Raw genomic sequence first — 19,381 nt, 5'->3', positions numbered from 1 at the left:
GAAACAGAAACTAGAAGTAGGAAGGGGATGACCCGATGGAATCCTTACTCAAAAAAATCGAATTCGCCAAAAGCGAGATGACGTCCGTGGAGAAAAAAATCGCCGACTATATTTTATCCCACTCGACGCTCGTTCCGAATATGACGACGAAAGAGCTTGCTCAAAAGACGGACGTGTCCGAGGCGAGTATCGTTCGCTTTGCGCGTGTCGTCGGAATCGATAGCTTCAAGGCGTTCAAACTCGCCCTCGTCAAAGACTTGGCGATCACCGAGACGACGCTCACCGATTTCAACGTGTTGCAGCAGAAAGACACACCTTACGATTCGTTTCAAAAAGTCATCCATGTGAACAAAATGGCCATCGAGGCATGTGCCGAGGCGATGGACAAGCGTGAGCTCGAGCATGCGATCGATACGTTCGCCCGAGCGAACCGGGTCGTGTTTTATGGGGTCGGCGGTTCGTCGACGGCCGCCTATGACGCGCAATATAAATTCACAAAGCTCGGCTATGCGGCCCAGACATCGCAAGATTTCCATTACATGTTGTCTCTCATTCCGCATCTCGGCCCGAACGACGTTTTCGTCGCCATCAGTACGTCGGGTCGGACGAAAGACGTACTCGAACTCGTCCGCTTCGCCAAGAAAAAAGGGGTGCCGGTCGTCGCCATCACGGACCTCGATAAATCTCCGCTCTATCGAGAAGCGGATGTCCGACTATGCACGCCGAGCGTCGAACGTGATTTCCGGATTGCGAGCATCGCTTCACGGATGACACAGTTGACGATTATCGACACACTTTATATGGGGCTGTTGCACCGAAAAGGCGAGGGATTGATTGATCGCTACGCCGAGGCACGTGACGAGATGGTGAAGTTGCGCCGATGATTCACGTCTATGACCCAACGTGGCGCGATGCGGTGGCGGCGTTCCTCTTACAACAACGGTCGTTCGCGGAATTGAACGGACAGGCGCCCGAAACGTTCCGCGATGAAAACGTGGCCGATTTTGAGACGGAGGAGACCGTCAGCCTCGTCTTTGAGGACGGGGACGTCATCGCCGTCGCCGACTTGTTGAAGCAACACCCGGTCGACGGCTCGCTTTGGCTCGGTCTGTTCGTCGTCGATGAACGGCTGCACGGCACCGGGATTGCGACGCGGTTGTATGAACAGCTCGAACAAACATATATGCGTCCGTTCCAGACGGTGTTCCGACTCGGGGTATTACCTCACAATGAGCGGGCGCGCCGCTTTTGGGAGCGGCAAGGCTATGTGTATGAAAAAGATTCCATCACGGCACGCGGCGATCACGTCCACGTGTTGAAAAAAGTCATCAGCTAAAGCGCTCGGTCCAATAGGGCCGGGCGTTTTTCTATAGATGTATACACGTATACAAATCTACATGTATACGCCTGACCTGCAATGAAATTTTATTTCCTTATTTTTTTAAATAAGTTTGACTTTTAATTTCAAGTTAGTACAATAAAATTAGAGAGAAGAAAGGATGGTGGCGATGTTAGATAAACTGGCTACTGAAAGACGAAATGAACGAACGATGCACTTGGACGAGATGGCGGTCGAGGAGTTCCTTGCAGTGATGAATGAGGAAGATCAATCGGTCCCACACGTCATTCAAGAAGAACTGTCGGTCATTGCCGAAGTGACGAAGCGTGCCATCGCATCCTTCAAACAAGGCGGACGTTTGATTTACATCGGCGCAGGGACGAGCGGACGGCTCGGAATCTTAGACGCGGCGGAATGTGTGCCGACGTTTGGCGTGTCACCGGACATGGTCGTCGGACTTATCGCAGGTGGCGAACGGGCGTTGATTAAAGCGGTCGAGGGAGCAGAGGATAGCAAGGATTTGGCGGTCAATGATTTGAAAGCGCTTCACTTGAATGCGTTCGACACCGTCATCGGGATTGCCGCGAGCGGACGGACACCGTACGTCATCGGCGGACTCGATTACGCCCGCGAGGTCGGCGCGACGACAGCCGCGCTATCGTGTAACAAAGGTTCAAAAATCAGCGAACACGCCGAGTTCAAAATCGAAGTCGAGACGGGACCAGAAGTATTGACCGGATCGACCCGATTGAAAGCAGGGACGGCGCAAAAACTCGTCCTCAACATGATCTCGACGGCGTCGATGATTGGGGTAGGGAAAGTGTATCAAAACTTGATGGTCGACGTGCAGCCGACGAACGAAAAGTTGGAAGTGCGGGCCAAACGGATGATTGCGGAAGCGACAGGGGTCGACGAACAGACGGCCGCGCGTTATTTCGATTCATCCGGTGGTCACGTCAAGACGGCGATTGTCATGATTTTAGCCGACGTCCCGCATGCGGAGGCAGTCGAGCGATTAGAGCGTGCGAACGGATTCGTCCGTGACGCATTATAAGGGGGATTCGAGATGAAGAAAGAAGAGGTTCTTGCACATGCGATATTAGAGCATGTCGGGGGGAAAGATAACATTCGTCAACTCGCGCACTGTATGACACGTGTGCGTTTAGCGCTCAAAGATCCGACGAAAGCGGATCTCACTGCATTGAAACAAATCGATGGTGTCATGGGTGTCATCGATGACGAGACATTGCAAATCGTCGTTGGCCCGGGGACGGTCAACCGCGTGGCGGACCATCTCAGTCGTGAGACGGGGCTCGCCATCGGGGAAGAGTCGGTCGATGCGAATTTGACGCCGGACGAACGGGCGGCCATCGAACGTCAAAAAGTGAAAGACAAACAGAAGTCGCCGTTCAAGCGCTTCTTGCGTCGCTTAGGGAACATCTTTATTCCGCTCATTCCAGGGCTTGTCGCTTCAGGTATCATTAACGGGGGAGCCAACTTCGCGAAGAACGCCGGCGTTGACCCGACCGAAACGTGGATGCAAATCCTCTTATTGCTCGGTAGCACAGTGTTCGCGTATCTCGCCATCCTCGTCGGTTGGAACACGGCCAAAGAGTTCGGCGGGACGCCGGTACTCGGTGCCATCGCCGGGGGGATTCTCTTCAACCCGGTGCTCGCGGACATCACCATTTATGGGGAACCGCTCGTTGTCGGGCGGGGTGGACTGTTCGGGGTCATCTTTGCCGCTTGGCTCATGACGTACATCGAGAAACACGTTCGTCGCTTCATGCCGACGGCGGTCGATATCATCTTTACACCGCTTCTCACGGTCCTCGTCGTCGGTTTCACGGCGCTCTATGCGATCATGCCGGTCGCAGGCATCTTGTCAGACGGGATCATGCAAGGATTGAACGCCGTGCTTGAAGTCGGTGGACCGGTAGCAGGGGCTGTCCTTGCTGGATTCTTCCTTCCGCTCGTCATGGTCGGGTTGCACCACGGACTCACACCGATTCACTTGGAACTCTTGAACACGGTCGGTAACACGGCACTCTTGCCAATCCTGGCGATGGCAGGGGCTGGACAAGTCGGGGCGGCGCTCGCGATTTTCGTGAAGACGCGCAACCAACGCCTCCGTAACATCATCAAAGGGGCCATCCCGGTCGGATTCCTTGGAATCGGCGAGCCGCTCCTTTACGGGGTCACACTCCCGCTTGGCCGTCCGTTCCTGACGGCTTGTATGGGGGCCGCGGTCGGCGGTGCCTTCCAAGCGACGATGAAGACGGCAGCACTCGGGATTGGGGTCTCGGGTCTCTCGCTTACGCCGCTCATCGATAACGGCATGTACTTGACGTACATCGCAGGTCTTGTCATTTCGTATACGGCTGGCTTCATCTTCACATATTTCTTCGGCTTCAAAGAAGAAATGGCAGACGGGATTTAACAACTGAGGCGGCTCTTTGGAGTCGCCTTTTCATTTGATGAGGAGGAATTTCTGATGAAGGGATTATCGGTTTATTTGAGCGAACCGCTCACACCGCAGTTCAAGATATGGGTCGGACGCATGCGCGAGATTGGCTTCACCTCGATGTTCACGTCACTGCATATCCCCGAGGACGACACGTCGGTGTATACGGAACGGCTTCGTGACCTCGGGACGCTCGCACGAGAACTCGACATGGAACTGTTTGCGGATATCGCACCGACGTCGCTCGCCGCGCTCGGCAAGACGTGGGACGATGCCCATACACTTCTCGATTGGGGCGTGACGGGGCTGCGCGTCGATTACGGCGTGACGCCGAAACAAGTCGCCGACTTGTCGACCCGAATGACGGTCGCCTTGAACGCGAGTACGCTGTCTGAAGCGGAACTCATAGAGATGAAGCAACACGGCCTCGTGACGGACAACGTCGAGGCGTGGCACAACTTCTATCCGCGCCCGGAGACGGGGCTCGATCGTAACTGGTTCGATGCCAAGAACGATTGGCTGAAGCGGCAAGGGTTGAGCGTCCAGGCGTTCATCCCTGGTGACGGGACACTCCGAGGACCGCTGTTCGAACGGCTGCCGACGCTCGAGGACCATCGCCTGTTGTCGACGTTCGCCTGCTACATGGACCTCATGGATTCGGTCGATCGCATCTTAATCGGCGACTCGGGACTCACTGATGAGACGATTGAACAGTTCGCCTCACACGCCGACAAAATGCTCGTCCTTCGGGCAGAAGCGGAGACGACGATTGAGGCCGCCTTCTATCGTGTCCAGACGAACCGGATGGACCCGGCACGTGACGTCGTCCGCTCGGTCGACTCGAGGGGCTATGGACGTCCGGGGGACCGCTTGCTCGAGCCGATGGCAGCAAGACCGCGTCCGCTCGGAACGATCACGGTCGATAATGCGAAATACGGGCGCTATGCCGGTGAGCTGCAAATCACAAAACGCGATTTAGTGGCAGACGATCGGATCAACGTCCTTGGGCGCGTCATCGAGGCAGACCGGCCGCTCGTCCAATCGATCGGACCGGGCACGAAGTTTCGAATCGAGTGGTGTTGACGTTCCGGATTGCCACATTCCCTCGTCTTTGTGTACAGTAGAGAGGGAGGGAATGCCATGAAAGAGATTAATTTTAACATCGTCGCTGACGATTCGACCGATGGCCACGGCGGTTTTGGGGTCGGTTCGCTCAGTTTGAACAATATGTCTCCCGTCATCATCGATGTCGAGGCGGGGACCGCGGTCATCGATATGGGGGCCATGCATGCCAAATCGGCGATCGAGAAACGCATCAAATTTTTGACGGATCCAGAAGCGGTGCCGAACGGCAAACCGTATTGGATTGTCTGGGTCACGGTCGGACGAAAGCCAGAAGGGTTCTATTACGGCGGTGTCGCAGCTTGTGACATGTCGATCGACCTCGAGGCACGGCGCGGCTATAAACTGTTGCCGTATCACGTCAACCAGATGGACAAGTCGCTCAAAGGCCGCATCTTGATTGACATGATGGATGCACCGTCACGCGACGTGCTCGCTGCCTTTTTGAAAGAACATCGTCCTGAAATCTGGGAACAATCGACCGAACTTCAAACCGAGCTTGAGCGTTTGAGCGCCGAGTGAAAAGATTGGACCGTTTTGGTCTCCAATCTTTTTTGTTTTCATGTGCCCCGATTTGGGAACATGAATTTGTTATCATGTTGTGATTTCACCGTAATTGTATGAATATTCAGTATTATGCTATACTAAACGCACTTGTGTAAAAGAGAAAGGGTGACACGATGAGTGAAACTAAGAAAATTATGATTGGGCTACTGTTGGGGGTAGCCGTCGGTTTAGCATTAGCAGGATTACCGGGCAATATTTATGATATGGCCAATACGTATGTCCTCTCGCCAGTCGGAACCGTATTTTTGAACTTAATTAAAATGTTAGTCGTCCCGATCGTCTTCTTCTCGATCATTCTTGGTGTTATGGGTCTCGGTGACCCGAAAGAACTCGGTCGCGTTGGAACGAAATCATTGCTCTTCTTCTTGACGACGACGGCGATCGCCATCGTCTTGGCGATGGGTGTCGCTTATGTCATCCAACCAGGAGAACGTGGAGATTTCCCGACGACGGGATTAGAGTTTGATGCCTCTGGCTCGGAAGAATCGTCGAATATCGTACAGACGTTCGTCAACATGATTCCAACGAACCCGGTCCAAGCGCTCGCTGAAGGCAACATGCTTCAAATCATCGTGTTTGCGGCACTCATCGGATTCGCGATGATCGCACTCGGTGAAAAAGCGAGAACATGGCGTCGATTCGTCAAACAAGGTGACCGCATCATGATGTACTTGATTCATTTGGTCATGAAGCTCGCGCCGTACGGTGCGTTCGCTTTGATCGCCTCAGCCATCGGTGGCATTGGATTAGAGGCTGTCCAAGCGATGGCATGGTACATGTTTGCGGTCGTATTTACACTGGCACTACATTCAATTTTAATCTATGGGGGGGCAGTTGCCATCCTCGGGAAAATGAATCCCGTCTTCTTCTTTAAAAACTTCTATGAGGCGATGACGTTCGCATTCTCGACATCGTCGTCGAACGCGACGCTCCCCGTGTCGATGGAAGTGGCTCAAACGAAACTCGGTGTCCCGCGCTCGATTTCGTCGTTCGTCCAACCGCTCGGTGCGACGGTCAACATGGACGGAACAGCCATCATGCAAGGGGTCGCAACGATTTTCATCGCGCAAGTGTTTAATGCTGATTTGACAATCACGGAGCTCGCAACGGTCGTCATCACAGCGGTACTCGCCTCAATCGGGACGGCGGGCGTACCAGGTGTCGGACTTGTCATGCTCGCGCTCGTCTTACAATCAGTCAACTTACCGGTCGAAGGGATTGCCCTGATCATCGGTGTCGACCGGATCCTCGATATGCTCCGGACGTCGGTCAACATTACAGGTGACGCCGCGTGTGCGGTCGTCGTCTCGAAACTCGAAGAGAAACATCTTCCTGCAGTCGACGAAGACTCGTGGGATGAAGTGGACGCAAAATAACCTAAAGGCTGACCCGGTTCATACCGGGCCAGCCTTTTCAAATGAAGTGAGGTTTTCATACATGGAATGGGAAGTTCTGCCGATTCCGCTGTTTGTCGTGGTCAGCATCATCTTAAACAGCATCATCGCCATCGCGGGCGTGTTGCCGAGCGCCTTTTTGACGGCACTGAACGTTCAACTGCTAGGATTTGGACCAGGGGTCGCCGTCTCCATCGTCGGTGAGGCCGTCGGCGCCGTGCTCAGCTTTATCCTGTATCGGCAGGCACTCCATCGCTACACATCACCGGACGGAAAGCGGCTGCGGCGTCTCCGTGAAGCCGAAGGGGTCGAGGCTTGGTTCCTCGTCCTCGGGCTCCGGCTGTTACCGTTCGTGCCGTCTGGTCTCGTCACGCTGTCGGCCGCCTTCAGCAGGATGTCGCTCCCCTCGTTCGCTGTAGCGAGCACGATTGGAAAAGTCCCGGCGCTATTGATTGAGGCGCTTGCCGTCACGGCCGTCCTGACCGTGGCGAGCGGGTGGCAACTCGTTCTCGTCGCCGTTCTCGCCGTGCTGTACGCCGTGTGGCGTTTGTCTCAGAGAAGCGGCGAGAAGATATGACAGAACGCTTCGACGAAGCGTTTGCCGTTCGATTTCTTACGCATCATCGACCAGTCGACGAGAATCGATTCATCGAAGTCGTTCAAGAACGCTTCGTGCAACTCTTGAATGGATGACGTCTCGAACTGGGCGATCGTCATCTCATGGTTCAAATACATGCTCCGAAAATCAAAGTTAGCCGTCCCGACGAGCGCAATCTTGCCATCGATGAGGACGGTTTTTGCGTGGATAAAATGACGATTGTATTTATAAATCCGGATGTTCCGTTTGAGCAATTGCTCAAAATAATACTCGGTCGCATGGAAACTGAACCATTCGTCTCCTTTTCCGGGGACGACGATTCGGACGTCGATGCCTCGCTTGCCGGCGACTTCTAACAGCGCGAGCATTTCGGGAGGCGGAATCAAGTAAGGGGTCGTCATCCAAATCGATTCTTTCGCCTGCATCAACAGAGCCATGAGCCCGTCTCGAATCGTCACATCTTTCCCTGGTGATGTGACGAGCAGTTGCGTCGCCCCGTTTTCTTGTTGCGGCTCATCGATAAAGTATTCCGGTAAGTGTTTGCTGTCGGCAAACAAGTCCCACGTCTCTTTGTCTTCCTCATGACCGGCATACAGCCAATTCTCGACGAACAGGCGCTGCAATTCCCGGACGAGCGGCCCTTCGAGACGCAGATGGGTATCGCGCCAAAATCCGAGCTTTTTATGTTTGCCCAAATATTCATCTCCGACGTTCAGGCCACCCGTGTAAGCGATTCGTCCATCGATGACGATCAACTTCTGATGATTGCGGAAGTTGGCATTAAAGACGAGGAGCGGGTGGACGACCGGGTCGAACGCCTCGACGTGGACACGGGACTCGCGGAGTGGTTCGAGAAACACTTCGCTAATCTCTTGACTGCCGAGGCCGTCATACAAGAAGCGGACGGTGACGTTCTCGTTGGATCGCTTGATGAGAGCGTCACGAATCTTGAGCGAGATTTCATCGGTCCGGAACAGATAATACTGGACGTGGATATGATGGGTCGCTTGCTCGATATCTTTAATCACTGCATCGAATTTTTCCTCGCCATTGACGAGTAGTTTCGTCGACGTGTGGCCGTCCGCGCCGGTCGCCCCGAGTTTTTCGAGCGTGCGCGTGAGCGGATAACAATCGGATACGTCATTGGACGTCTCGACGCGTTCCTCTTCAATCGCTTGGCGGAACATACGAATCTCGGTCGAAGTCCGTTTAATCCGACGGTGGCGTCGCGGTGTCCGTCCGAATAGTACCCAGGCGAGGGCGCCGAGGAACGGGATGAACAGGACGGCGAGTAGCCAAGCGAGCTTGGCCTGCGGTTGAACCTGGTCGAATAAAATATGCCAGCCGACGAGGAGCGGCGCCACGATCGCGAGACCAATCAGGAATGGGATCAATCCGTCCACGGAGTAGAGGACGAGGAGAAGGAGGAGGCCGAGTACAATCATGGTGAGGAGTTGCCAGACGCGTCGTTTCAACACGTACACCTTCTTTCTGTTCAGTTGTCATCACTGAATTCATTCCACCGTTTACACATTGTTAATCTAAAATTACGTTTCACGATATGGGCGAAGGGAATTATCGTAACTGTACGACACAACTTAAAAGGGGTGTTAGCGATGAAGAAGAAAGGTGCATTGGCCGCGTCGCTCTTGGCGACAGGCATCATTCTCGGGGCTTGCGGGGGAGCAGACGAAGAACCGATGAACAATGAAGATACAGAAATGCAAGAAGATATGGATGAAGAAGAAGACGATTAAAAAAACGGCCTAGAGCGGATGCTCTAGGCCTTCGTTGCGTCAAAGCGAATACGGGGACGGTTTGCCAAAGTAATAGCCTTGGGCGAGGTCGAATCCGAGTTCACGACAGACGTCGACTTCTTCGGCGCGTTCGATGCCTTCGGCCAGAATCGTGATGTCCATCGATTTGGTCAATTGACGTACATTTTTCAAGAATGTCCGTTTTTCGGCGTCTTGATCGCAAAACGAGATGTACGACCGGTCGATTTTGACATAGTCTGGTTCGAGGCGTTTCAACATATTGAGCGTCGAGAAGCCGGCCCCGACATCGTCGAGGGCGACTTTCATGCCGCGCTTCTTATATGTAGAGAACACGTGCTGCAAGTGGGCCACGTCTTGCACTTTCTCCGTCTCGACGACTTCAAAGATGAAACGGTCGGGACTAAGCCCGTATTGATCGATAATCTCGAACGTGTGTTGAAGACAATAGTCCGGGTTATAAATCGTCGACGGCAAGAAGTTGATGAACGTCTTTTCGTGCGGGGCGACGGCATGATAGGTCGCTTTAATCGCCTCGGCGCGAGCGCGCTGGTCAAGCTTGGAATGCAGGCCGAAACGGTTGGCCGCGCGGAACAGTTCTCCGGGAGAGACGTTATTGCGACTGCGGAGTAACGCTTCGTAACCGAATCGTTCACCGGTATCGAGATGGACGATTGGTTGCAGATGGCTCTCGAATTCACCGTGTTGAATGAGTTCGATCGTATCACGGTTGGCGATTTGTTCGAGTAGGTTACTCGCCGAGATGATTGCGGTTTGACGTTTCGTCACTTGATCGACGCAATAGACGTCCTCCTCGACGGTAGAGAGGTGTGCGCTTAATTCATCTAACGATTCATACGGATGGAACGTGTCGTTGACGACGACAAGGCCGCGCTCAAAGAACGGGATGTTCGTGGAGCAGGCGGTACAGGGAGACCACATGTACATTCCTCCTTTCCAAGAGATAAAGTTGGTTCTATTTAGTTTATCGGATAAAACTCACATAAAACTCACATGGTAGGACAAATAAATAAAAAAATCGTGCAAATTGCGGGTAGTTTTTGTATACTTCCTATCGTATGAATAAGAAGCGCCTCAAAACGCCACTCGCATACGAACAACTTTTTAATCAGAAAGGGGTTCTATCGATGGACCAAAAATTAAAATTATGGTTTACGGAGCACCAGACAGAAGATTACGGAATCACGTTCCGTGTAAACCACGTTTATGAGAGCGAACAAACGGAGTTTCAACGACTAGAAATGGTCGAAACGGACGAGTTCGGAACAATGTTGTTACTTGACGGAATGGTCATGACGACGGATAAGGACGAATTCGTCTATCACGAGATGGTGGCTCACGTCCCACTCTTTACGCACCCGAATCCGAAGCATGTGCTCGTAGTCGGCGGCGGAGACGGCGGCGTCATCCGTGAGATTATGAAACACCCATCAGTCGAAAAAGCAGTTCTCGTCGACATCGACGGGAAAGTCATTGAATATTCGAAGAAATACTTACCAAACATCGCAGGCGAACTCGACAACCCACGCGTTGAAGTCATCGTCGGCGACGGCTTCATGCATATCGCTGAGTCTGAGAACGAGTACGACGTCATCATGGTCGACTCGACAGAACCAGTCGGCCCAGCGGCCAACTTGTTCACGAAAGGATTCTACGCCGGAATCTCGAGAGCGCTCAAAGCCGATGGAATCTTCGTCGCGCAGACGGACAACCCATGGTTCACGCCAGAGCTCATCCAGACAGTCCAACGTGACGTGAAAGAAATCTTCCCGATCACGAAGCTCTACACTGCGAACGTACCGACGTACCCGAGCGGCATGTGGACGTTCACAATCGGTTCGAAGCAGTATGATCCGGAAGCAGTGGCTCCGGAGCGTTTCCATGACATCGAGACGAAGTACTACACGCCGAAGCTTCACAATGCGGCCTTCGTCCTGCCTAAATTCGTGGAGGACTTGACGAAATGATTAAACGTTTCGATGAAGCCTATTCAGGCAAAGTGTTCATCGCGAGCCTGCCAGAAGTCGCAGACGCGAAGACGGTCCTTTACGGGATGCCGATGGACTGGACGGTCAGTTTCCGTCCGGGTTCACGTTTCGGCCCGAACCGGATCCGTGAAGTCTCAATCGGGCTTGAAGAGTACAGCCCGTACTTGGATGGGGACTTGAGTGAGGCCGCCGTCTATGACGCCGGTGACATCCCGCTTCCGTTCGGGAACGCACAAAAGTCGCTCGACATGATCGAGTCATTCGTCAAGGACGTCATCCAAGCAGGCAAGTTCCCGCTCGGTATGGGTGGGGAACACCTCGTCACTTGGCCGGTCATCAAGGCGATGCACGATGCATACGGCGACGATTTCGTCATTCTTCACTTCGATGCGCACACGGACCTCCGTGACGAATACGAAGGCGAGCCGTTGTCGCACTCGACACCGCTCAAAAAAGCGGCCAACTTAATTGGGCCATCGAACTGTTACTCGTTCGGAATTCGTTCTGGGATGAAAGAAGAGTTCGACTGGGTCAAAGAAGTCGGCTATAACATGTATAAATATGAAGTGATCGAACCGCTCAAACGCGTGTTGCCGACGCTCGCCGGGAAGAAAGTGTACGTCACGATCGACATCGACGTCCTCGACCCATCGGCTGCACCGGGAACGGGAACGCAAGAGATCGGTGGCATCACGACGAAAGAATTGCTTGAAGCGGTCCACGCCATCGCGAACGCTGACGTCGACGTCATCGGGGCCGACCTCGTCGAAGTGTCACCGGCGTACGATCAGTCGGACATGACGGCCATCGCCGCCGCGAAGATTCTTCGCGAGATGATGATCGGGTTCGTGAAGTAACGATGCCGAAAAAAGGTCAGCTCGAGATGGAGCTGAGTGCTCGCATCACCCAATGGGAGAAAGAGTATCTCGGACGCGGTTCCTTGACGTGTAAAGCAGATTTGCTCCGCGACCTGGCGATCGTGACGCTCCAAGGCGTCTTGACCCCGGCCGAGTACGAACTGGCCGCCAAATCGGCCGGACGCGAGCAATTGAAGAAGTACCGCAACAACCTCGTCGAATCCGGTCGGCCTCAGCTCGAGGCCATCGTGCACGACGTACTCGGGCGGCGACTCGTCTCGCTCCATACGGACATCAGCACGAAGACAGGGGAACGCCTTATCGTCTTTCGCCTCGATGCGCCGTGGGAGAATGGGATTGACAAGCCGTGACGACGTTTTTACACTAGAAGCAGAGACGGTTCAGGATTGGTGGTGTCCGCGAGACATCCCCGTCGTCCTGACCCGGAGCTGACTAACTACACATCCGACAGTTGTCGGCTAGACGGAGCGAACGTGTTCGAGCCGTCGGCATGCAGCGCACACCTTTCTTTGGTGTGCGCTTTTGTCGTCTAGGAGGAAATGTATGGAACTATTGACGTTTTTATTGACGAGCGCCCCGGTGCTCCTATTCGTGACCGGTGTGATTGCCGCTCTCGGAAAATCGAATTTACGAATCCCGGAGTCGCTCAGCATCACGCTCAACTTGTACTTACTGCTCGCCATCGGGTTGAAAGGGGGAATCGGTCTCGCCTCGGTGTCGATGGACGAGTTGGCACTCCCACTGGCAGTGACGCTCGTCGTCGGCATCATCTTGCCGCTCGTCGCCTTTGGAATCGGCTCGCTACTCAAATTCACGTTCCCGGAACGGATCGCCATGGCGGCCACGTTCGGCTCGGTCTCGCTCGTGACATATGTCGCCGCGACGGCCCAGCTCGAACGTCTTGGTATCGTCTATGAACCGTTCATGACGACGCTCGTCGTCGTGCTCGAGATTCCGGGTCTCGTCGTCGCGCTGTTGCTCTACAATCAGAGCCGTGTCCTCGGGATTACGGCGGCCCCGACTCAATCGCTCACGGTCATCCGCGACAGTCTGCTTTCGAAGAGCATTCTGCTGTTGTTGGCCGGTCTCGTCGTCGGAATCGTCACACCGGATACATCGGCGCTCGAACCGTTTTTCATCGACTTGTTCCCGGGCGTCTTGCTCTTGTTCCTGCTCAGCCTGGGCGTCAAGGTCGGTCATCAGTTGAAGGCGGTGCCGTCCTATGGCCTCAAGTTTTTAGTCATTGGCATGACGTTTCCTCTCGTCGGGGCCGTCATCGGTTACATCGCGGCCGGGATGGCCGGACTGTCGGACGGGGGGACGATTCTCTTCATGACGCTCGCCGCGAGTGGGTCGTATATCGCCGCCCCGGCCATGCTCCAGGCGTCGGTACCAGAAGCGGAGCCGTCGTTTTATTTGACGCTCGCCCTCGCCGTCACGTTCCCGTTCAATCTGCTCGTCGGCATCCCGCTATTCATTTCAATCGTCACCTGAAAACAGGCCCGTTCTCACGAGGAGACCGGGCCTGTTTTTATTGATTCACTTTTTGTTCTTCCATACATTTTAACGCCGCCGTCCAACTGCCGAATAAGGCGTTGATGGTCGATGTGCTCGGCACATTTCGTCCTTCGGCCCATTTCCGATAATGGAGGATGCTGAAGTGAGACAACTCTTGTCTGGCGACCCGAAGCGCCTCGATAACATCTTCTTCATCCCATTTCCGCTTCGGTGGGGCGATATCGAGGACGAACAAGGCGTAGCTCCACGATCCGTACTTCCGCGCAATCGTCGCGACCGTTGGATAGCCGCGCTCTTGGGCCCAGATGGCGTAATGCTGGGATGTGAGACGCTCGAGTTCCTCTGACGCTTCAATCAACGCTTGAATAATCCGTTCTTCATTATTTTTCGCCGCGGTCGTCTGAAGTTTCGCTTCCCGGAGCGCGTTCGACCAAGAGCCGAACCGGCTGCTGATTAACGTGAGCGACGGGGAACGGGTCACTTTCGACCACTCCCGATACGTTTGGCTCGTGAAGAGCGAAAGTTCTTCGGCGGCTTGATTCAATGCCCGAAGGATATCTTCATCGGAATAGTAATGGAACGACATTTGAATTTGGGCGGCGACGAGTGCCTCGCGCCAAGACCCGAACTGGTGGATGACGGTGGAAAGGGACGGCACGTTTTTGGTTTGCGACCAAACACTGTACCGTTTCGAATCGAGCTCGGCATGTTCTTGAGCAGCTAACTGCAATGCTTGTACGATTTGAGGGCGTGTCCATTTTTTCATCTTGGTGTCTCTCCTTTGGAGGGAGACGCAGCGAGCGTCTCGGAAGGTCTCTTGGTGTGAATGAACAGCTTGTATTGGTTGGAAGAGTCAACGAGCTAGTCAAAAAGAATGCTTGAAATCGATTTTTACCTCCTTATGCTCTGTTTTGATGAGATGCAAAATAATGTAAACGATACCCAATTCGGGTTATGTATATTCCCATTTCCCGTTTGTCCGACAATTATTCATTATGTGAAAGAAATCATGATAATAATTTCGTGAACTCCTTTGTTGCCATCCGTGTCGTTCATGAGAAAAAGCTTGTTTTATCTTTAAATTTGTCGAGAAGAGTCGGGTAGTTTACTAGCATCGACGCATCTTTTGCGCATTCCAACCCACACCACGAACGAACAACTCAGACTCTTGGAGGTGCGAACTACCATGGCAACACTTGTGAACGTGTATCGGAAGAATCAACGGAATTTGCTGTTCTTATGTCTCGACATCTTGATCGTCTCATTTGTGCTCTATGCGACGTTTGAATTGCTGTTCTCGACGATTACGTCGTACGCAGCGCTCGAATCGAGCGAAATGTTGATGATGGTCGGTATCAAAATCATCAGCTTCAGTCTCGTCGGGACGGTGTTAAAAATCCATCGTATCGACTGGCGTTACGCCTCGGTCCATGAGATGAAACAAGTCGCCATCGCCTTACTGAGCAGTGACTTGGTGTTGTACGCCTACAACCAATTTCACTTCGGGGCAGGGCTCGGCATGATCATCGCCGTCCAAGGGTTGCTCGCCTTCAACTTGATTTTGTTCACGCGATTCTTGGCCCGCAACCACGTATTCGATGTGTTCAAACCGCACTCCAATCACCCAGGACGAAAAGCACTCATCATCGGTGCCGGTGATTCGGGCCAGTTGATCGTCCGTGAGTTGAAAGAACATCGGACGACCGTCCTCTGCGTTGTCGGTCTACTCGATGACAACCCGCACCTACAGTCGCTTTACGTGCACGGTGTTCCAGTGCTCGGGGTGACGGACGATTTAGAGCGCATCATCCAAGAGCACGGGATTGAAGTCGTGATTTTGGCCATCCCAAGCCTGTCCTATGCGCGACGCCTTGCCTTGCTCAAACGGATTGAGAAGACGGGTGCTGAGTCCCATGCGTTACCGATGATCTCGGAGCTCGCGACCGGGAAGGTCTCCATCAGTGAAATCCGCGAAGTGAAAATCGAAGACTTGCTAGGCCGAGAACCGGTCCAGTTGGACATATCTGGAATTTCTAGTCATGTGGAAGGAGCGACGGTACTCGTCACGGGTGCCGGCGGATCAATCGGTTCGGAACTGTGCCGTCAGCTCATCAAATTTGCCCCGGCTGAAATGATTCTCCTCGGTCACGGCGAGAACAGTATTTACTTGATTGAACGAGAGCTGCGCGAACTCGGGACGGACACGGTGCTTTATCCCGTCATCGGTGATGTGCAGGATGAGGCCCGGCTTGAAGAAGTGTTCCGGATGTATAAACCGGACATCGTCTATCACGCCGCCGCCCACAAACACGTTCCGCTCATGGAAGACAATCCGCTCGAAGCCGTTAAAAACAACATTTACGGGACGAAACATATGGTCGACGTCGCGGCCCGTCACAAAGTGAATCGCTTCATCATGATCTCGACGGACAAGGCGGTCAATCCGACGAACGTGATGGGTTCGACGAAACGAATCGCCGAAATGGTCGTCCAAGAGAAAGCTCGTTCCAGTGATACGATTTTTGCGGTCGTCCGCTTCGGTAACGTCCTCGGCAGCCGTGGCTCGGTCGTCCCGCTGTTTAAAGAACAAATTCTACGCGGAGGTCCGATCACCGTCACCGATCCCGAGATGACCCGTTACTTCATGACCATCCCGGAAGCGAGTCGTCTCGTCATTCAAGCGAGCGTCTTATCGCGAGGTGGTGAAGTGTTCGTGCTCGATATGGGTGCTCCGGTCAAAATCATCGATTTGGCGAAGAAAATGATCGAGTTGAGCGGTTTCACGACCGACCAGATTGGAATCGAGGTCACCGGGATTCGTCCTGGTGAGAAGTTATACGAAGAACTGCTGGACGAAAGTGAGCTCGGTTCGGAAGCGAACGTCTTCCCAAAAATCTTTGTCGGTCGGACCCGGCCGTTCAAGACCGTCTCCTCCGTCTTGCATTTGATTGAAACGTTCCGTGATGACCGTGACGCGTTGATGTATCTGTTGCTGTTCATCGCCAACAGCGACGACCTCGATCGAGACGTCGAACGGCTGTTCACACACGGGGTGAAACGGATGCGTCCTCATATCGCCGCATCACGTCTCGCCGATGGGAACTGAACGCCACTACGAGCGAGGAGGGGAGAACGATGGTCGATCAAACAGTGCTCATCGTCGGCGTCGCCAGCTTTCAAGGATTCCATCTGGCACGTCGACTGTTACAGGAAGGGTTTGACGTCGTCGGAATCGACGATGAAGGGCGGCACAAGACGAGAATTGCCAAACAACGTCTCTACGTCCTGACGCACCCGCAGTTTCAGTTGATTCGTACGACACTCGCGAACAAGACGGTCATGCGCAACATCTTGAAGCGACATGAACCACGCCACATCATCTTATGTTCGACCCGTACCGTCGACGACCCGCTCGAACGATATGAGTTGATGAAGCGGTATATCGGGCTGCATACGACACGAGTCCCGCTCGAGTCGTTCATCACGTTCGACCTCCCGGTAAAGGAAGTGAGCGAAGAAGATCCTGCCATCCACTTATTCACGGAAGACGTCTTCGGACCTTGGGATGACGCCTCGACACTCGTGTCCAAAGCGATTGTCGCGGTCGACCGCGGCGTCCGTCTTTCCGGTTATTATGCGACGGACATCATCAACGTCTCCTATATCGATGACGTCGTCGAGTCGGTCGTTCGGCTATTGCGTTTGGTTCAAACGGGACTGTCGCCCGTCGGCTACTTTCAAATTCCAGCCTCGGACTACGTGACCGTTCAAACGTTACTGTCCGATATCGGGCACATCCTCAACAAATCAGCCAAGACGTCGTTGCCGATGCGCACATCCGTGCTCCGGCAGTCGAACATTCCGACGCTCGATACCTTAGTCGGTTTCAGCCCGAGTACATCGCTATTTGAAGGGCTCGAGCAAGTCGTCGACTGGTATATCTCGTATAAAAACATGATGAAGGAGGGCATCAAATGAACATCTTATTATCAAAGCCGCATATGTCCGGACGTGAGATGGCTTATATCGAAGAGGCGTTCGCAAGCAATTGGATTGCGCCGCTCGGCCCGAACGTCAATGCGTTTGAAGCGGAAGTGGCTGCATATGCGGACCATCCTCACGCCTTGGCGACAAGTTCGGGCACGGCCGCCCTCCATTTAGCGCTACTTACTCTCGGCGTCGGGACAAATGACACAGTCTTCTGTCAATCGCTCACGTTCGTGGCATCGGTCAACCCGATCCGTTATGTCGGGGCGATCCCGGTCTTTATCGATTCGGAAACGACGACGTGGAACATGTCGCCGGACGCGCTCCGGAAAGCGTTCGTCCAAGCGGCGACGAAAGGGAAACTTCCGAAAGCAGTCATCGTCGTGCATCTCTATGGCGTCGTCGCGAAAATAGGTGAGATTCGCCACATTTGCCGCGAGTATGGTGTCCCGTTGATTGAAGATGCGGCCGAATCACTAGGTTCGACATGGCACGGGCAGATGACGGGCACGATCGGCGACATCGGCTTCTATTCGTTCAACGGCAACAAAATCATCACGACCTCAGGCGGCGGCATGCTCATGGTGCCGAATGCGGAAACGAAACAGTTAGCGCTCAAGTTGGCCACGCAAGCCCGGGAAGACGCGCCGCATTATGAGCATGAACAAGTCGGTTACAACTATCGATTGAGCAATGTCTCGGCCGGCATTGGTCGGGGACAGCTCGAAGTGATTGAACAGCGCGTCCAAGCGAGACGTCGCGTCTTCGCCCGCTACGAGCGCATGTTCCGGCAACTTGGGACGACATATCAACAAGAGGTCCCATATTCACGGGCCAACCGTTGGCTCACGGCCATGCAATTGGACCAAACCGACTTGCATCGTGACACATTGATGCAGCGGCTCGCCACGGCCGGGATTGAATCGCGTCCCGTCTGGAAGCCGATGCACTTACAGCCCGTTTACCGCGATGCGGAATACGTGTCGGTCGACGGAGAAGACGTCAGTCGCCGACTCTTCGAAAACGGCATCTGTCTTCCGTCGGGATCTGATTTGACGCTCGGAGAACAACAGCAAGTCATCCAGACGGTACTCGATACACGTACAATCGTGACCGAACAAAGTGTCTGAGGAGGACGAACGATGAACCGGGAAGCAGAGATTATCCAGTCGCTTCGAGCCGCTGCATCTCTGACTCCGACCCTCACTGTCAAACAATATCAGCTCTGGAGCCGAGACCGAGACGTCCCGACGTTCCTCGACGTTCTCAATTTTTATGGGTCATGGACCGGCGCGTTAAAAGCGGCCGGGCTCGTCGAATCCCGCAAACAGTATACCCAACAAGAACTCATCGCTGCGCTTCGGCTCGCACTTGAACAGGAAGGGAGATTGACGAGCACCCACTATCAACAGTGGGCCAAAGGTCAAGTTGCCCCTTCCCTAGGTGATATTATTTCCCACTTCGGGTCTTGGAGTCTGGCCGTGAAAACGGTTGAGCGTTTAGAAGAACTCCATTTTACCGTCCAACCAGAACGTGAAAAAGCAGAAATCGTCCAATCGTTACTCGAAGCAAGCCGGGTCGTGGTCCCATTCAACGCCGTCACGTATCAGAAATGGGCCAAACAACATAAACGACCGAGTGTTGCCAAAATATCGCGGCGGTATGGCTCTTGGAAACGGGCACTCGCCGAGTTGGAGCTTCGTGAGTCGTGTGATGGAAAGAAGTGAACA

The 19,381-nt window shown here is 53.7% G+C and carries 20 protein-coding genes; 17 read left to right on the top strand and 3 right to left on the bottom strand.

Annotation, left to right across the window (positions count from 1 at the left end):
- Window positions 1–35 precede the first annotated feature (35 nt).
- The 8 genes from KNP82_RS07950 to KNP82_RS07915 all read left to right on the top strand — a co-directional run bounded on the left by KNP82_RS07950 (window position 36) and on the right by KNP82_RS07915 (window position 7,463).
- The gene (locus KNP82_RS07950; protein ID WP_021066056.1) at window positions 36–884 is read left to right on the top strand and encodes a MurR/RpiR family transcriptional regulator; all 849 of its coding nucleotides are present in this window, start codon (window positions 36–38) and stop codon (window positions 882–884) included.
- Complete coding sequence (locus KNP82_RS07945) at window positions 881–1,336, top strand: GNAT family N-acetyltransferase (protein ID WP_021066057.1); 456 nt, start codon at window positions 881–883, stop codon at window positions 1,334–1,336. The genes KNP82_RS07950 and KNP82_RS07945 overlap by 4 nt, the downstream gene beginning before the upstream one ends.
- A 163-nt stretch (window positions 1,337–1,499) precedes the next feature.
- Window positions 1,500–2,393, top strand: a complete 894-nt coding sequence (gene murQ, locus KNP82_RS07940; RefSeq protein WP_256442315.1) for an N-acetylmuramic acid 6-phosphate etherase — start codon at window positions 1,500–1,502, stop codon at window positions 2,391–2,393.
- 12 nt (window positions 2,394–2,405) lie between these two features.
- Window positions 2,406–3,779 (top strand): PTS transporter subunit EIIC, encoded by a 1,374-nt coding sequence (locus tag KNP82_RS07935; protein WP_029594632.1) that lies wholly within the window; start codon window positions 2,406–2,408, stop codon window positions 3,777–3,779.
- A gap of 54 nt (window positions 3,780–3,833) precedes the next feature.
- Window positions 3,834–4,886, top strand: a complete 1,053-nt coding sequence (locus tag KNP82_RS07930; RefSeq protein ID WP_214827568.1) for a DUF871 domain-containing protein — start codon at window positions 3,834–3,836, stop codon at window positions 4,884–4,886.
- A gap of 57 nt (window positions 4,887–4,943) precedes the next feature.
- Entirely contained in the window at window positions 4,944–5,447 is a 504-nt protein-coding gene (locus KNP82_RS07925) for a YwhD family protein (RefSeq protein ID WP_021066061.1), read from the top strand.
- Window positions 5,448–5,605: 158 nt separating this feature from the next.
- Window positions 5,606–6,868 (top strand): dicarboxylate/amino acid:cation symporter, encoded by a 1,263-nt coding sequence (locus KNP82_RS07920; RefSeq protein ID WP_029594634.1) that lies wholly within the window; start codon window positions 5,606–5,608, stop codon window positions 6,866–6,868.
- Between the two features lie 61 nt (window positions 6,869–6,929).
- Window positions 6,930–7,463 carry a TVP38/TMEM64 family protein gene (locus KNP82_RS07915; protein ID WP_021066063.1) on the top strand — a complete coding sequence of 178 codons (534 nt, stop codon included), beginning with the start codon at window positions 6,930–6,932 and terminating at the stop codon, window positions 7,461–7,463.
- On the opposite strand, the gene cls is transcribed toward KNP82_RS07915, so the two are convergent.
- On the bottom strand, window positions 7,439–8,962 hold the full coding sequence (gene cls, locus KNP82_RS07910; RefSeq protein WP_241764564.1) for a cardiolipin synthase: 1,524 nt from the start codon (window positions 8,960–8,962) through the stop codon (window positions 7,439–7,441). The genes KNP82_RS07915 and cls overlap by 25 nt on opposite strands.
- 138 nt (window positions 8,963–9,100) lie before the next feature.
- On the opposite strand from cls, the gene KNP82_RS07905 reads away from it, so the two are divergent.
- Window positions 9,101–9,241 carry a hypothetical protein gene (locus KNP82_RS07905; protein ID WP_021066065.1) on the top strand — a complete coding sequence of 47 codons (141 nt, stop codon included), beginning with the start codon at window positions 9,101–9,103 and terminating at the stop codon, window positions 9,239–9,241.
- Between the two features lie 39 nt (window positions 9,242–9,280).
- Here KNP82_RS07905 and KNP82_RS07900 read toward each other — a convergent pair whose 3' ends face one another.
- Window positions 9,281–10,201, bottom strand: coding sequence for an EAL domain-containing protein (locus KNP82_RS07900; RefSeq protein ID WP_029594636.1), 921 nt, complete (start codon window positions 10,199–10,201; stop codon window positions 9,281–9,283).
- A 206-nt stretch (window positions 10,202–10,407) separates the two neighbouring features.
- Here KNP82_RS07900 and speE point away from each other — a divergent pair, with 206 nt between their 5' ends.
- The 4 genes from speE to KNP82_RS07880 all read left to right on the top strand — a co-directional run bounded on the left by speE (window position 10,408) and on the right by KNP82_RS07880 (window position 13,640).
- A complete protein-coding gene (gene speE, locus KNP82_RS07895) occupies window positions 10,408–11,247 on the top strand; it encodes a polyamine aminopropyltransferase (RefSeq protein WP_029594637.1) in 840 nt (279 codons plus the stop codon).
- Window positions 11,244–12,125, top strand: coding sequence for an agmatinase (speB, locus tag KNP82_RS07890; protein ID WP_021066068.1), 882 nt, complete (start codon window positions 11,244–11,246; stop codon window positions 12,123–12,125). The genes speE and speB overlap by 4 nt, the downstream gene beginning before the upstream one ends.
- Window positions 12,126–12,127: 2 nt before the next feature.
- Window positions 12,128–12,496, top strand: coding sequence for a Na-translocating system protein MpsC family protein (locus KNP82_RS07885; RefSeq protein ID WP_021066069.1), 369 nt, complete (start codon window positions 12,128–12,130; stop codon window positions 12,494–12,496).
- Window positions 12,497–12,689: 193 nt separating this feature from the next.
- Window positions 12,690–13,640: a sodium-dependent bicarbonate transport family permease gene (locus tag KNP82_RS07880; RefSeq protein WP_029594638.1), complete on the top strand. Its 951-nt coding sequence runs from the start codon at window positions 12,690–12,692 to the stop codon at window positions 13,638–13,640.
- A 37-nt stretch (window positions 13,641–13,677) separates the two neighbouring features.
- On the opposite strand, the gene KNP82_RS07875 is transcribed toward KNP82_RS07880, so the two are convergent.
- On the bottom strand, window positions 13,678–14,430 hold the full coding sequence (locus KNP82_RS07875) for a homing endonuclease associated repeat-containing protein (RefSeq protein WP_021066071.1): 753 nt from the start codon (window positions 14,428–14,430) through the stop codon (window positions 13,678–13,680).
- Between the two features lie 420 nt (window positions 14,431–14,850).
- On the opposite strand from KNP82_RS07875, the gene KNP82_RS07870 reads away from it, so the two are divergent.
- Genes KNP82_RS07870 through KNP82_RS07855 form a run of 4 tightly spaced genes read left to right on the top strand, consistent with a single transcriptional unit; the run spans window position 14,851 to window position 19,378 of the window.
- Window positions 14,851–16,770, top strand: coding sequence for a polysaccharide biosynthesis protein (locus KNP82_RS07870; RefSeq protein WP_029594639.1), 1,920 nt, complete (start codon window positions 14,851–14,853; stop codon window positions 16,768–16,770).
- Window positions 16,771–16,799: 29 nt separating this feature from the next.
- Window positions 16,800–17,642, top strand: coding sequence for an NAD-dependent epimerase/dehydratase family protein (locus KNP82_RS07865; RefSeq protein WP_214827567.1), 843 nt, complete (start codon window positions 16,800–16,802; stop codon window positions 17,640–17,642).
- The gene (locus KNP82_RS07860; protein WP_029594641.1) at window positions 17,639–18,781 is read left to right on the top strand and encodes a DegT/DnrJ/EryC1/StrS family aminotransferase; all 1,143 of its coding nucleotides are present in this window, start codon (window positions 17,639–17,641) and stop codon (window positions 18,779–18,781) included. The genes KNP82_RS07865 and KNP82_RS07860 overlap by 4 nt, the downstream gene beginning before the upstream one ends.
- A gap of 12 nt (window positions 18,782–18,793) precedes the next feature.
- The gene (locus KNP82_RS07855) at window positions 18,794–19,378 is read left to right on the top strand and encodes a hypothetical protein (RefSeq protein ID WP_021066075.1); all 585 of its coding nucleotides are present in this window, start codon (window positions 18,794–18,796) and stop codon (window positions 19,376–19,378) included.
- The last annotated feature ends 3 nt before the right edge of the window (window positions 19,379–19,381 follow it).

It is taken from the genome of Exiguobacterium sp. s26, assembly GCF_018618235.1.
GTDB lineage: Bacteria > Bacillota > Bacilli > Exiguobacteriales > Exiguobacteriaceae > Exiguobacterium > Exiguobacterium chiriqhucha.
This window is presented reverse-complemented; position numbering and strand designations above follow the sequence as displayed.

Coding starts and splice junctions, on each gene's coding strand:
- KNP82_RS07950 (WP_021066056.1), top strand. CDS start 36: ATGGAATCCTTACTCAAAAAAATCGAATTCGCCAAAAGCGAGATGACG.
- KNP82_RS07945 (WP_021066057.1), top strand. CDS start 881: ATGATTCACGTCTATGACCCAACGTGGCGCGATGCGGTGGCGGCGTTC.
- murQ (WP_256442315.1), top strand. CDS start 1,500: ATGGTGGCGATGTTAGATAAACTGGCTACTGAAAGACGAAATGAACGA.
- KNP82_RS07935 (WP_029594632.1), top strand. CDS start 2,406: ATGAAGAAAGAAGAGGTTCTTGCACATGCGATATTAGAGCATGTCGGG.
- KNP82_RS07930 (WP_214827568.1), top strand. CDS start 3,834: ATGAAGGGATTATCGGTTTATTTGAGCGAACCGCTCACACCGCAGTTC.
- KNP82_RS07925 (WP_021066061.1), top strand. CDS start 4,944: ATGAAAGAGATTAATTTTAACATCGTCGCTGACGATTCGACCGATGGC.
- KNP82_RS07920 (WP_029594634.1), top strand. CDS start 5,606: ATGAGTGAAACTAAGAAAATTATGATTGGGCTACTGTTGGGGGTAGCC.
- KNP82_RS07915 (WP_021066063.1), top strand. CDS start 6,930: ATGGAATGGGAAGTTCTGCCGATTCCGCTGTTTGTCGTGGTCAGCATC.
- KNP82_RS07905 (WP_021066065.1), top strand. CDS start 9,101: ATGAAGAAGAAAGGTGCATTGGCCGCGTCGCTCTTGGCGACAGGCATC.
- KNP82_RS07900 (WP_029594636.1), bottom strand. CDS start 10,201: ATGTGGTCTCCCTGTACCGCCTGCTCCACGAACATCCCGTTCTTTGAG.
- speE (WP_029594637.1), top strand. CDS start 10,408: ATGGACCAAAAATTAAAATTATGGTTTACGGAGCACCAGACAGAAGAT.
- speB (WP_021066068.1), top strand. CDS start 11,244: ATGATTAAACGTTTCGATGAAGCCTATTCAGGCAAAGTGTTCATCGCG.
- KNP82_RS07885 (WP_021066069.1), top strand. CDS start 12,128: ATGCCGAAAAAAGGTCAGCTCGAGATGGAGCTGAGTGCTCGCATCACC.
- KNP82_RS07880 (WP_029594638.1), top strand. CDS start 12,690: ATGGAACTATTGACGTTTTTATTGACGAGCGCCCCGGTGCTCCTATTC.
- KNP82_RS07875 (WP_021066071.1), bottom strand. CDS start 14,430: ATGAAAAAATGGACACGCCCTCAAATCGTACAAGCATTGCAGTTAGCT.
- KNP82_RS07870 (WP_029594639.1), top strand. CDS start 14,851: ATGGCAACACTTGTGAACGTGTATCGGAAGAATCAACGGAATTTGCTG.
- KNP82_RS07865 (WP_214827567.1), top strand. CDS start 16,800: ATGGTCGATCAAACAGTGCTCATCGTCGGCGTCGCCAGCTTTCAAGGA.
- KNP82_RS07860 (WP_029594641.1), top strand. CDS start 17,639: ATGAACATCTTATTATCAAAGCCGCATATGTCCGGACGTGAGATGGCT.
- KNP82_RS07855 (WP_021066075.1), top strand. CDS start 18,794: ATGAACCGGGAAGCAGAGATTATCCAGTCGCTTCGAGCCGCTGCATCT.